The organism is Bradyrhizobium elkanii USDA 76 (assembly GCF_023278185.1).
GTDB classification, from domain to species: Bacteria; Pseudomonadota; Alphaproteobacteria; order Rhizobiales; family Xanthobacteraceae; genus Bradyrhizobium; species Bradyrhizobium elkanii.
This window is the reverse complement of record NZ_CP066356.1, coordinates 2,686,745-2,699,173: the sequence shown is the minus strand read 5'-3', so window position 1 is coordinate 2,699,173 and position 12,429 is coordinate 2,686,745. Positions and strand designations below refer to the sequence as shown.

The following is a 12,429-nucleotide window of genomic DNA, read 5'->3' as shown; positions in this document are numbered from 1 at the left end:
GTCACGGAGTGGGCTGCGGACAAGCGTGGCTTGCCGCATTCTCAAGCAGAGCCGGTCAAGCTACGCACGTTCGGTTCGTCTGTTCGAGGAAGGGGGAGCCGAACGCCTGTTCGCCCCTCGCATTAACCCCCATCGCAAGTTCGACAGCGAGCAAGTCAAAAAGGGCGTTGTTCAGCATCCTGCACCAGCCGCCAGCCAATTTCGGCGTCAACCGTACAACTTGGAAAATGGCTGATCTGGTGCATGCGATGCGCGAGAAAGGGCAGCCAACCTGCGAAGATGTAATCCGCGCGATCGTGAAAGGTGCCGGCTACCGCTGGCGCAAGGCGCGGATCGTTCTGACCTCCAACGATCCCGATTTCTCGCAGAAGCTCCAACGTATCCGTTCCATCCTCGCCGATCTCAAGGCCAGGGAAGCCTTCTTCTCGATAGACGAATTCGGCCCCTTTGCGGTCAAGGCACAACCTGGACGCATGCTGATCGGTCCCGGCGAACAACATTTTGTAGCGCAATGGCAGCAATCGAAGGGCTCAATCATTGTCACCGCCGCCATTGAGTTGGCATCCAACCAGGTCACCCATTTCTACAGCCTAAAGAAGAACACCGACGAAATGATCCGCATGCTGGACGCACTCGTTGCCAAGTACGGCGATCGCACCAAGCTTTATCTTTCTTGGGATGCTGCCTCCTGGCACGTCTCTAAGAGGCTGTTCGAACATATCGATGCCCATAACGCCAGTATTGGGAGCAACGGCCCACAGATTGACACGGCACCGCTTCCGGCCCGCGCGCAGTTTCTCAACGTGATCGAGTCGGTCTTCAGCGGCATGGCTCGGGCCATCATTCACAACAGCAACTATGGATCGATCGACGAGGCTAAAGCGGCTATCGACCGATACTTTTGCGAACGCAATGCTCACTTCAAGGGCAATCCACGGCGCGCGGGCGGCAAGCTCTGGGGCAAGGAACGGGAGCCGACCGAGTTCTCTCCTTCAAACAACTGCAAAGACCCTCGGTTTGGATAAACGGTGGCGGTACTCCCTTGGTCAAGGCGCCACGGCATTTAGGAAAGGTCGCCTCGGTAAGACGGAAGGCGGCCTCTACCGACGACATGGCCACGATTGGCCCTTAGCGTGAGCCTCCGTCATGGCCGTTCCGCGATGCATGCCCCCACCGTGTCTTCAGAGGGGCTCGGGAGATTCATACTGGCGCGCCACCGCGACAACGACGTCGTGCGACTTCTCTCGGCCAAACGGGCGGTTCGGGGACGGGCGGAGCAGGTCTGCTTGGGTTTCCGAACATCAACGCGTTCGATAAGAAACCATGGTCTGCTTTCGTGTTGGCGACGATGCTTCCGAGCAGCACGAAATTCCTCAGCAATGTTTCGCGCGCTCCTTCCGATGCGCTCGCAACGCTTAGAATCTCCCGCGATCCGATGCAGACGTTATTCTTCAGCGAGACAAGGCGTTTAGCAGTTTGTAGCGACACCATGACCACAGCTATCTCCAACTCTTGGATGTGCAGACAACCACTTAGCCAGCCTTCGGCGACAGTGCTTTTATCTTGCCCTACACCTTACCCTGCTCTGTCCTCATGCCTGATTGGACCGGCTTTGCTCAAATCGCCAGGTCGACCCGTCGCGTGTTCGATCGAAGCAGTCTGAAACAGCGTCCTTTCGCTCAACAAACTGACGGCAATTGAAGCTCCAGGAGCACGCGCGGAGACGTCATTTGTCCTCGCGAAACCGGCACAATTTCACGCCTGCCGATCGAAATTCGAAGCTCACTCCGACGCGAATTCCCGTTCGCCGAGCCTAAAACACCGCGCCAAAATCCGTCGAACCGATCGCATTTTCGGCCCGCGGCGAAGCCCGTTTCCGAACTCAAAATGCTTTTGGGCTCTCATCAGAGCGACGCAAGAAACGCAAAAAAAGCCCCGCCTCCGAAGAGGCGGGGCCGATGATTCCGGATGATCAGTCGCCGTTGCGGCGCGACCAGATCAGGCTGAATCCTTCCTCGCCTTCGACCTTCACCAGCGAGGCGTAGATCGGGGCCGGGAAGCTCGGATCGTCGAGCTTGAGCGAGAGATATTCGCGCTCGCTGTCGCGGGCGGTCTTCTTCCAGGCCGCGCCGAACTCGGTTGCGCCCGCGAAGATGCGGTAGTCGGGAGCCTTGTCGTTGTCCTTCTCGGCTGCGACGAGCTTGGCCTTGATGTTGAGCGTCAGCGTCTTGATCGAACCGGTGTAGCCGGTGTCGGAAGCGGTGAAAGTGCCGATGGTCGCCATGATGATCTCCGTCTGTTTTGCTCGGGCCGCGTCCATCGCAGCCTCGATGGCGATCCCTGGCCCGGGGAGCGATCGGCCCGCAGCCTTTAAGGCCCGAAGCGCCAGCGAAGGACGGCGAAAGCCTGCTTTTTTGTCTTCCCGCGAGGAATGCCGCCCCCCTTTGCGGCAGGGGAAAAAAGCAGGCGTGAGCTGTTGCGGGAAGGCGATCGAGGCCCTTGCCGGCCCCCGGGCTTGATCAGCCCAATCGTGACTGCGTTGGACGCGAGCCCATGACCGAACTGGCGGAGATTTTCATGACGACCGCCCACGTCACAGCATCGAACAAGGCCGGATCGGTGGAAGATAAGCCGATGTCCGTGCACCAATCACGGAGAGGACGAACCCGGATCAACGCAAGGAAACTGGGCAACATGTACGCACAGGACACCGTCGCGCCGTCAGAATTATCCGCCCCAATGCGCGCTGGATGCGCGCGGTCAAGCCCAGGATCCATGCTTCCCGGCCCCGGCCTATGCCTCGCTGGTCAAGATCGAACGAGGTGCAATACGGCCACCCTGGGTACAGCAATCGGCGTTGATCGAACGAATCATGCCCTCGATCGGAGTGGGCGTTTGCGTAGCGGAATCGCGGCTTTGCATACATGGAATCGGCCGCGCACCATCAGGTGCGCGGCCGCAATTTTGTGGCTCGCCGGGGCCGCCTAAGCGGCCCCGACGTTGGCTTCACTCTGCAGCTACCGCATGAGGCTCGCCACCTTGCGTCTCGCTTTGGAGATCGGTTTGCGCGTGCAGCGCAGCCATCCGCAGCAGCGACGGCAGCTCGTCGCTCGTGGCCTCGTCGTCCTCGCCATCCAGCGCCCCCTCCTCGCCGTCCCGGTCCTCTTCATCTCGCGCGTCGGCGTCGCTGTCAGGCCCGGTTTCGGCCTCGGGCTTCTCGTCCTCCGGGCGGATGAAACCCCGCTCGATCCGCACCGTGCCATCGTGATTGAGGACCACGAACGCGCCGCCGCGCGCGACGTCGGCGGGATCGTAGGCCTGCCGTTTCGCCTCCAACCGCTCGATTTCGGCCTCCAGCTCGCCGAACCGCGCGTCCACCTCGTCAGGCAGTTCCTCGGCCGTCTGGTGCTGCTCGGTCAGCCGGTCGAACTCGGTCTGAACCGCCTGAAGCGCGGCCTGATCTCCGCCGAAAGCTCGACCGGATGCGGGTAGACGCGGCGCATGCCGTGGGCATGCGGAAAGTCGAGATGGGCTTCCGTCCACTTCCATCCCTCGGCCGCCCGCAGCGTATCCGCCTCGCGGCCGAGCCTTGCGGTCACCAAGAGATCGAGCAGCGAGACGTCTTCCAGATAGCCGCCGCGATCCTCGGTGAAGAGGTCGCGCAGGATAGTGCCGCCCGCTTCCGCATAGGCCTCTAGCCCGACAAAACGCGCGCGGCGATCCGTGGCGGCGACATGGGTTTCGGTGAGCAGACGGCGGATGGTCGAGGCATCCGGATCGAAGGGCAGGCGCTCATAGACAGCTTCCTGCCGGGCCGGATCATCCGTGATGGCAAATGCCATCAGTTGCTCAAGGGTCAGCTCGCCGTCGCGATAAAGCTGTACCAGTTTGGGCGAAACCGATCCCAGCCGCAGCCGCTGCCGCACCACATGCGCGGTGACGCCGAAACGCGCCGCGATCTCCTCCGCGCCGAACCCTCGCTCGTCTGCAAGCTTCTTGAAGGCCTCGAACTCGTCTGCCGGATGCATCTTCTCCCGGGTGACGTTCTCGTCGAGACTGATCTCGTGCGGATCGTTCGCGGTATCGACGATGCAGCGGATCGGCTCGTTTTTCTTGATCTCCTTGCGCTTGACCCGCAGCAGCTGGGCCAGCCGCCTGCCCTCGCCGATGGTCACACAAAAAATCCCCGTGGCCGCCCCCTCGCCATCGACCTCCGGTTCAACGACCAGATTCTGCAGCATGCCCTTGGCTGCAATGCTCGCCGCCAGGGCCTCAATCGCCGCATCGCTGTGCGGCGTCTTGCGGGCATTCCTGGGGGACTTCTTGAGCTTGCCGAGCGGAATGAGAACCTCCGTTCCGTTCAGTTGTTCAACTGACTTGGCCGACATGATCGATCTCCTTTTTGGCTTCATGGGTGCAAGGCGCACTCCGCGCCTGCGCCCCCTGCCCGTCGGCGAGACCGGGGCTAGCAAGTGCCAGGGCGACCCGAGTGGAGGGGGTTCGCCCGCCCGATCAGGGCCGCTTCACGAGAAGCGGGTCTGCACAAGCGCGTCCCAATTCGTCCAAGGTCGGCAAATGAGCGAAGCGCGGAAGACCGGGGAGACCGCTCGGGTCGGTGCCGGCTCCAGCCGGCGCTTTACCCTGGCGCGCGCGAGGGGCAGCGCCCCGTAGCTCTCGACGATGAGAACGCTGAGCAACCCGGAAGAAGTGAAATCAAACCAAGAGTGACAAGATCAAAGAGGCAGCCGCCGACAGGGCAGTGATAGCGACGCGGGCATGCAATGCCCGCGGGCACCGAGGCGACTGCAGTCGCGAGACCGGTTAACAAGGCACCCGAACGCGGGACAGCGATAGCGACGCCGGCATGCAATGACGGCGGGGCCCGCGGGCGAGTGCCTCCGGCGAGCGACACATTATATATAGCGACATGTTGCATATATAGCGAACCGATCGCGCTCATTAAAGCCTTGGATGGCGCCACCGGATTGCGCTGGTTGGTATTGAGGCCTGCCCTTTGTCAGAATGGCTCTACGGTGCTCTGGTCGAGAGCGGCTTTCAGATCGTTTGCGTGGAAGCGCGCCAGCGTTTTCTGTCCTCTCGGCCCAACAAGTGATGCGCACGGCATTGCCGAGATGATGCGACTTGGCCACTACCGGGAGGTACACGTCAAGAGCAAAGGCCTCGCAGATTCTACGGACGATCTTGATTGCTCGTAGGAAGTTCGTTGATCACATGCTGGCGATCGAAGACACCATTCGCGGCTTGTTAAAGGTGCATGGCCTCAAGCTGGGCTTGTGCATCGTGCCCGCTTCGCCACCAAGGTCGAAGCCTTGCTCGCGCACGCACCAGAGTTACGATTGGCAATCGAACCCTTACTCGACGTGCGTAACGCTATGCGAGTGAAGAAGGCTTTATTGGACCGGCAGCTTTCGCAAATGGCGCGTAAGGATGAGGTCTGCAGGCGTTTGATGACAGTCTCGGGCGTGGGCACAATCGTGAGCCGGTCCTTCAAGGCGACGATTGACGATCATGCACGGTTCAAGGACCCGAGGGCCGCGGCGCACTTGGGACTGACGCCTCGCGCCTATCAGTCTGGCGAGATCGACCCATCCGGCAATATCTGCAAGTGCGGTGATAAGCTGATGCGCCACGCTCTCTACGAAGCTGCGAACTCGCATCTTCGGATCGCGAAGAAGTGGTCCGTTCTGCGCGCATAGGGCATAAAGCTCGCCAAACGCGTAGGGGCGAAGAAAGCATGCGTAGCAGTAGCCAGGAAGCTGGCGATCATCATGCACCGTATGTGGGTGGCTGGTACAGACTTCCGTTTCGGTCAGCCGTCAGCTTCGAGCGCGACTTAAGGATCGTTCCGGCGTAGCCATCTGCTCTGCCGAGGACGTGGGGAAGGTCAGTCCGTTTCGATCCCTGTGCGTTTCAGCAGGTGCTGTGAGCTTGGACGACCTCGCCTCGCCGGACCCCATCATGGAGCGAACTTTTTGGGTCGACTCCGAACAGAGGAGCGGACCAGGCAGAAGCGATAGGCGGCAACCATCGTGACTCAAGGGGCGGAGACGCATTGCGACTGCGGTCGCGGGCGCATGCCCGCGGGTAGAGCGTGACACGAACGGCGGGCGGCCAAGGCAATGTACGTCTTCATCTGGCTCAAAAGGCGACATTGGCCAGCAAGCCACGGATGGCCGCGATGGGCCAGAAGCAGCCATAACGGCTTGCGTAGCAGACCGCGATGGTTTCCGCGCATTGCACTAGCGAGGTTGGGTGCGTGTTTCTGAGAGGTGCTTGTCCCAATGTGGGTGGATCTGGCCGTCCACTGTTGGCAGGCATTGGACCCATTCGGCTCGTATGCCTCGCGGGTCGATATCTCTGTTCGATACGACGTAGTCAATCTCGCCTCGCGTCGTGCCAATATCCATCAGCTCGCGGTCCGTCAGGCGGCATAATTCCGTTTGCAGCCTCCGGCGTTTGCGCCACTCCTGAAATGCCTTCCAATATGCTTCGAGCGGACTATAGACCGGCCGGTCGGTAGTTGCTCTGTGCTGCAACTTGGTGATCTCTTGGACTGTGCTCATTGCCGTGTGTCCTGTCGACTTTTCACAGGACGAACATGCTGTACGACGAGCCACCGCGCCTGACATCCGGCTTACATTTTCCTTACCAGCGGCTTATTCTTTGCGTTCGAGGGCGTTAAAGCCTGAAAATCGAAGGCCCTAAGGGATCGTCAGATGCGCTATTTCTTCGAGGAGTACGCATTCGATACTGACCGTCGCGAGCTACATCGCGGAACCATCCCTGTTTCCATCACGCCGCAGGTCTTCGATCTACTAGACTATTTGATCCGGCACAGGGAGCGCGTCGTCAGCAAGGACGAAGTCATAAGCGCGGTTTGGAACGGACGCATAGTCTCAGATGCCGCGTTGACGACCCGCTTGAATGCCGCTCGCGCCGCAATCGGTGACGATGGTGACAAGCAGTGCCTAATCAAAACGTTGCCGCGCAAAGGCTTTCGCTTCGTTGGCGTAGTGCACGAAGGGCAGAGGCCCGAAACTGCGTCGGCAAGTTCGGCGGCGCAGAACGACGGCACGGCACAAAGGTCGCTTTCACCGCCTCGCCTCTCCATCGTTGTGTTGCCCTTCGCCAACCTCAGCGGCGACCCAGAGCACGACTATTTCGTCGATGGTGTGACGGAAAGCCTCACTACGGACTTGTCGCGGATCAGCGGCTCATTGGTGATCGGGCGACACACCGCATTCACCTACAAGGGCAAAGCGGCTGACCTCAAGCAAATCGGTCGCGAGTTGAACATCCGGTATGTGCTAGAAGGCTCCGTACAGCGCCACGAAAGCCGACTTCGCGTCAGCGTGCAGCTGGTAGACGCTGAAACCGGCACGCATTTATGGGCGGACCGCTTTGACAAACCCGTCACCCATTTGTTCGATATGCAGGACGAGATCATATCTAGGCTAGCTAACTCCTTAGACGCGCAGCTCGTCGCAGCCGAGGCCGTGAGAGCACAACGTTCGGCGCATCCCAATTCAATGGAGTTGTACTTCCAGGGCAGAGCTAAGCTCAATATGGGGTTGACTCCCGAATATATCTTGCAGGCGCGCCACTTTTTCGAGCGCGCCCTGACGCTTGATCCCGGCAATATCGAAGCGCGTCTGGGCTTAGCGCATGTTGATGGCATTGTTGGTGCCGGCTACATGACCGACAATCGGATAAAGTACCTTACCATAGCGGAAGCGGCCGTTATGCATGTCCTGACCCTCGCGCCGAACCACGCCTTGGCTCACTTACATTTGGGAACAGCAAAAATTTTCACGAACCGCGTGTCCGAGGGCATTGACGAACTACAACACGCTTTGGCGTTGGACCGAAATCTGGCCCATGCGCACGGGTTAATCGGTCAAGCCAAGATTTTCCTCGGTCGCGGCGGGGACACTGAGGCGCATGTCTTAGAGGCACTCCGCCTGTCTCCCCGCGACATTCATGCCTTCATGTGGATGCAGTATGTCGGTTTCGCTAAGTTGCAACTTAGTGCCGATAGGGAAGCCGTCTGTTGGCTCCGCAGGAGCATCGACGCCAACCGAAATTATCCGTTTGCGCATCTTGGGCTCGCCGCTGCTCTAGCACTGCTTGGAACACTCGATGACGCGCGGGCCGCTGCGCAAGCGGGGCTCGCGCTTCAACCTAATTTCAGCATCCGCCGCTTCCGCGCCAGCCCGTCGACCGATAATCCAGCTTACCTCGCCAAACGTGAGCGCATTTATGAGGGCATGCGATTGGCAGGAGTACCGGAGGGGTAATGTCGCAGATGGGTCAGAGACGCCGTTCTGGCAGTCAGTCGGGTACTTCCGGTCTACCCCAATGAACGGACATCTTCAGAGCTGGTCGCCATATCTCAAAGGTGCCACTTACAGGATTCGCAGCACGCCTCAGAAGTAGACGTTCGCGTTATCCGGATCGGCCGTAACACCACCTGTTGCCAGGCCCTGCCGCAGCGCTACTCACGATGAACATGCTGCCGCTCGGCGGCCCGCGCTTGAACTCCTAAGCCGTCCCTGCCGGCCAGGCTGGAGACCCAGCTTGCGCACTTTCAAGATTCCAGCCTACACTCTTAGACAGTATCGACTCGATAAAGTATCCACAAGTTGTGCACCGCAATTAACGGGACATTGACCTGCGGCTCAAGCGCGTACCGTGGCTTTGTCGGACAGGAGTGGACCAGCCCCATGTGGAAAGACCCCATCAAGAGCACGCCTTCGATCATCCAGACCGATTTCGGGCCCTTCGGGCAGAGCCTGCCCGGGGACGGTGAAGCCTATTGCGGCCCGACGTCGATGGTCATGGGCCTTTACTGGCTGTCGGCAAACGGCTTCACGCAGGTTGCTCCTGTGGTCTACAACGGCGAGGACGACCCCGTGGCAATCAACCTGGAAAGGGTGGTCGCGGGCTTGATGCGGACGTCGAGCGAGAGCGGCAGCTTCGTGGACGGTATGACGAACGGGATGGCCGACTATCTGTCGGCCTGCGGAATCGGGCCTGATCTCTATAATTTGACGAGCACTTCTAATCCGGACCTCGCGTGGCTCGCCGATCAGTTGGCCCCGAACGTGTCCGAGAGTCCGCAGACGATCGTCTTGGCCAATTTCGCGGTTGGCTGGTATTCCGTTTCCCAGACGACGAAGGGATACATGGAGAATTACGGCGGCCATGTCCTCGCACCGCTCACGGTGAACCTGACGGGCGGCACGATCACCATCAACAACGCTTTCCCCGCCTCGTTCGAGAACGTACCCAACCTCCCGTCTAGCAATCCGCAGACCGTCCAGATCGCGCAGATGCCCAGCGGATGGACGCTGGAAAATCTGCCGCAGCCTTCCGAAGACTACAGCCAGGTCGTCACCGACGCGCTCACCGGGTGGGGCGTCTACGCCGTGCTCTGGCAGGGGCAAGCTTGGGCGATCTCGCAGTCGGCGCTGCCCTCGACATCCGGATATGAACCCAGCACATGGACGATCAACCAGCCTAAGGTCATCAACACGAACGGCGGCACGCTGACCGTCGTCGCGCCGATCTCCGGGCTGGGCGGCCTGCACAAATACGGCGAAGGCACGCTCCTGCTCACCAACACGAACCAGCTGATAGGACACAACACCGTAGGCGCGGGGACGCTGGCAAGTACCCGGACATCGGGCACACCATTTGGCAGCTTCAGGGTGACGGTGACGAACGGCGGAATACTCGAGCTTCGTTCGGACGGCGCGACGGTCGATGTGCAGATCGCCTCGGGATCTCTGGCGACGTTCGTCATCGGCTCTACGGGAGGCGCCTTGCAGCTTTCCGGAAGCGGCAACTATCGCGTCGTAATCGGGGGCAATGACGACGGTACCCTGACGAACATTGTCCGCAACTCCGGCGGAACGCTTGTTATCGTGCCGGGCGGCGGCATGGCCCAGCTTGGGCTGACGCAACAGGTGTTCGTGGCAGGAACGGGAGCAAACCTGCCCATCGTCATGAATGGGATCGTCGCTCCCTACATTCTCGGAGAGGACGACGACGCGGCCAGCTCGGGCAAGTTCCTGACCTATTCGCCCTCCGGGGGCTTCGCGAGCGCGGCCACCGTGTCGTCGACGGATGTCAGCATCAACGACGTTCCGGCCGATGCCGTCTACGAGGTCGTCGACAGCCAGGCGGTCGAGAGCGGCGGTGTGCCGCAGGTGGCGGCGCTCGAAGTGAACGGCGGAGCGATTACGGGCGGCGATGCGAGCATTCTGGTCGGAAGCCAGGCGAGCGGCGACGCCGCGGGCCTCATCATGAACGGCGGCAGCATCGCTACTGCGAGGCTTTCGTTCGGCGCGGCAGAAGGCCTGATCTACACCAATGCTAGCGGCGGTAGTTCGCAGATCACAGCCGCCATCGAGGGATCGGCGGGCCTGACGATCTTCGGTCCCGGCACGCTGACCTTGAGTGCAGACAGCAGCGGTACGCTTTCCGGTCTGGTCAGAATCAATGGGGGTACGCTGATTGCCGGCGGTACCGGTGGATCAGCAACGGGTGCCGGCGAGGTGCTGGTATCCTACGCGGCGACGCTGGAGGTCGCCGGCACGGTGACCGGCGCGGTTGTTGTCGGCGAGTCGGGTACACTGTTCATGAACGGTGGGACGGTCTCGGGCCCGGTCACCATTGCAGCGACCGGCACCGATTCGCCTGCTCCCGGCGGCATACTACAAGGGAGCGGAACAATCAGCGGGACCACCTCGATCAGCGGCATCATCCAGTCAGGCCCGCAGGCTGGCCTGATCACGTTCACCGGCGAGACCACTATGACCGGCGACGCGAGCTTCTATTGGCAGCTGCAGAAGCTCGTGGACGATGCTGATCCCCGAGCCGGACCTGGGATCTACTGGAACGCGCTTCAGTTCAACTCGCCGGATACGAACCTCGGCGCCAAGAATGCGCCTCTCTGGCTCTTCCTCGACTTCAGCGCCCTCGACGGGGACCCGGACGGTGGCAACGCGTTCTGGAAGAAGCCCCATACCTGGACGCTCTTTACCTACGCAGCCGATGCCGGCTACTTTTGGCTGGCGGGCGAGAACTTCTCGTACCAGTCCGGGAGCTTCAACACGGTCTTCGACAACTGGGTCGTGTCCCTGGAGTGGAAACCGGCCGCCTCGCCGCAGAGCCTCCCGGAGCGATGGCGCGCGAACGCTCGTGCGAGAAGCCGGTAACCGAGCCGCGGCAACTGGATAGCTGTGCCAGTCTGCGCCCAAGATTGTGCGCGCCGGAGGACTTCCGCTTTCCCCCGATAGCGGCCACAGCGTGCAACGAGCGCATCGGACGTCATCATTGAGTTCGGATCGTCGCAAATCCCAGCCATGTGCTAGGAGGGGAACGAATTGCGGGCAGAGCGATTCGTCTGTCAGGAGCGATTTCAGTGCTGATGACGAGGGAACGAAGGCCGGCGATAAGGACGCTGCGCGGATGGGCGATCCATGTGCTTCAGGAAGCGGGTGCGATCCGCGAGTGCGAGGAGCACGGCTGGATGCAGGATCGCGCCGATCCGCATGCGCGGGATCGGGCCTTCGATATCGCCCATAACGACCGACCGGTAGGCATCTCCACTGATGAAGCGGTGGCCGAGATTCGAGAGGTGCTGGATTCGATCGGCGATACCTGCCCCGAATGCCCCTGATCAGGAAACGCGGGCTATTTGAGGGTGCGGGACATTCGTCGCATGGCCCCGTTCTCGAGATACACAACACCATCGTGGGCCGCGCTATCCACGAACTCCGCGACAAAGGCGCGAGCGATATCGTCCTGCTCGATCACGCCAAACCGCCCCGGAATCAAGCGGTCGAGCCAAGTGACATAGCTCGGCGTATGAACATTGCCCGCGATGATTCCCGGCCGAAAAATCGCGAGGCGTTGGAAGCCGACCGCTTCAACCGTCTCTTCCTTGAGCCCCATGATCCGGACATAGCGGATTCTGCTTTTCGAAGTGCTTCCCACGGCCGACAGCAGAGCAAACCGTGTGATACCTGCGGCGCGGCAACCGCGGGCAAAGCCGCCGACCACGCCGATCTCAAGCGCCTTCAGCTCCTCCTCGCTCCATTTCAGGCTACCTTGACCGACACCGACACAGCATGCCGCAAAGACGGGATCGCCCTGCGCAATCAAGCTCCGGGCAAGCTTGGTTACCTCTGACAGAAATTCGGCAGCTGCGGTATTCAGGACCACCTGCCGCACTCGGGGATCAGCGGTCAGAGCAATCGCCCGGCGATTGACCATCACGACTTCGGCGCAGGACGGCTCCGCCGCCAGGGCACGCACCACCGCAGCGCCCACCTGCCCCGTGCCGCCGATGATCAAGACACGGAATGCCATGCCATCACTATATCAGCCCGGATCAGCCGG

General features: G+C 60.9%; 9 protein-coding genes and 1 pseudogene. 6 read left to right on the top strand and 4 right to left on the bottom strand.

Annotated features, from left to right (window positions below):
* Positions 1-25: 25 nt before the first annotated feature.
* Both JEY66_RS45415 and JEY66_RS12925 read left to right on the top strand, forming a co-directional pair.
* Complete coding sequence (locus JEY66_RS45415; RefSeq protein WP_369527299.1) at positions 26-235, top strand: hypothetical protein; 210 nt, start codon at positions 26-28, stop codon at positions 233-235.
* Entirely contained in the window at positions 168-1,025 is an 858-nt protein-coding gene (locus tag JEY66_RS12925) for a transposase (RefSeq protein ID WP_157183475.1), read from the top strand. Before JEY66_RS45415 ends, JEY66_RS12925 begins: the two co-directional genes overlap by 68 nt.
* Before the next feature lie 947 nt (positions 1,026-1,972).
* Here the strand turns inward: JEY66_RS12925 and JEY66_RS12920 are convergent.
* Together JEY66_RS12920 and JEY66_RS12915 are read right to left on the bottom strand one after the other, a co-directional pair.
* Positions 1,973-2,284, bottom strand: a complete 312-nt coding sequence (locus JEY66_RS12920; protein WP_026193178.1) for a DUF736 domain-containing protein — start codon at positions 2,282-2,284, stop codon at positions 1,973-1,975.
* An 815-nt stretch (positions 2,285-3,099) separates the two neighbouring features.
* Positions 3,100-4,388, bottom strand: a pseudogene (locus JEY66_RS12915) (ParB/RepB/Spo0J family partition protein); the annotation flags it as partial.
* A 969-nt stretch (positions 4,389-5,357) separates the two neighbouring features.
* Here JEY66_RS12915 and JEY66_RS12910 point away from each other — a divergent pair.
* Positions 5,358-5,717 (top strand): transposase, encoded by a 360-nt coding sequence (locus tag JEY66_RS12910; RefSeq protein WP_129965227.1) that lies wholly within the window; start codon positions 5,358-5,360, stop codon positions 5,715-5,717.
* Between the two features lie 543 nt (positions 5,718-6,260).
* Here the strand turns inward: JEY66_RS12910 and JEY66_RS12905 are convergent.
* A complete protein-coding gene (locus JEY66_RS12905) occupies positions 6,261-6,584 on the bottom strand; it encodes a DUF1127 domain-containing protein (protein ID WP_018273155.1) in 324 nt (107 codons plus the stop codon).
* Between the two features lie 153 nt (positions 6,585-6,737).
* Between JEY66_RS12905 and JEY66_RS12900 the strand changes: the two genes are divergently transcribed.
* From JEY66_RS12900 to JEY66_RS12890, 3 genes are all read left to right on the top strand, one after another.
* A complete protein-coding gene (locus JEY66_RS12900; RefSeq protein ID WP_018273156.1) occupies positions 6,738-8,318 on the top strand; it encodes a winged helix-turn-helix domain-containing tetratricopeptide repeat protein in 1,581 nt (526 codons plus the stop codon).
* A 426-nt stretch (positions 8,319-8,744) separates the two neighbouring features.
* A complete protein-coding gene (locus JEY66_RS12895) occupies positions 8,745-11,243 on the top strand; it encodes an autotransporter outer membrane beta-barrel domain-containing protein (RefSeq protein ID WP_026193179.1) in 2,499 nt (832 codons plus the stop codon).
* Between the two features lie 206 nt (positions 11,244-11,449).
* Positions 11,450-11,707, top strand: coding sequence for a hypothetical protein (locus JEY66_RS12890; RefSeq protein ID WP_026193180.1), 258 nt, complete (start codon positions 11,450-11,452; stop codon positions 11,705-11,707).
* A 14-nt stretch (positions 11,708-11,721) separates the two neighbouring features.
* On the opposite strand, the gene JEY66_RS12885 is transcribed toward JEY66_RS12890, so the two are convergent.
* A complete protein-coding gene (locus JEY66_RS12885) occupies positions 11,722-12,399 on the bottom strand; it encodes a Rossmann-fold NAD(P)-binding domain-containing protein (protein ID WP_018273158.1) in 678 nt (225 codons plus the stop codon).
* Positions 12,400-12,429 lie beyond the last annotated feature (30 nt).